Here is a 533-nt window from a genome sequence, read left to right on the forward strand (position 1 = left end):
GTGCTGAACGGTGCCGGCCAGGTCGCGGCGCTACCCGCGACTACGGTCACCGGTACAGGCCCCACCACCAAGACACCCTTCACGCCATCAGGCGGCGAAGACAAGGCCGCTGCGCGCCTGGCCAAGCAGAACGAAGACTGGGTCAAGCAGTTGGAGAAGGAAGCGGCGACATACGGCAAGGGCCGGGCTGCGTTGCGTGAGTACGAGCTGGACCAGCGCAATCTGACAGGAGCCCTGGAAGCCCGCGCTCGCGCCGCCTGGGCGACCCTGGACGCGGCAGAAAAGCAGAAGAAGGCCGACGAGCAGGCAAAGAAAGACGCCACAACCCTAAAGCAACTCAACCTGGACTACCTTCGGGCCACCGGCCAAACCGTCGAGGCGGCCGGCGCCGAGATCGAGAAGAAGTACGGCGACCTGCAGAAGCGTCTGCTCGCCACGGGTGACACCGAAGGCGCCGGCCTGGTCAGCAAGCTGATGGGAATCGAGAAGGCCAAGGCTGAGCTGCAGCAGCTCCAGGACCAGGTCGACCGGAT

At 65.3% G+C, this 533-nt stretch carries 1 pseudogene; it reads left to right on the forward strand.

Features of this window, described 5'->3' with window-relative positions:
* Positions 1-533: pseudogene (locus HMPREF2924_RS03755) on the forward strand (tail length tape measure protein); the annotation flags it as partial.

It is taken from the genome of Pseudomonas sp. HMSC063H08, assembly GCF_001813645.1.
In the GTDB taxonomy this organism is placed as follows: Bacteria; Pseudomonadota; Gammaproteobacteria; order Pseudomonadales; family Pseudomonadaceae; genus Pseudomonas; species Pseudomonas aeruginosa.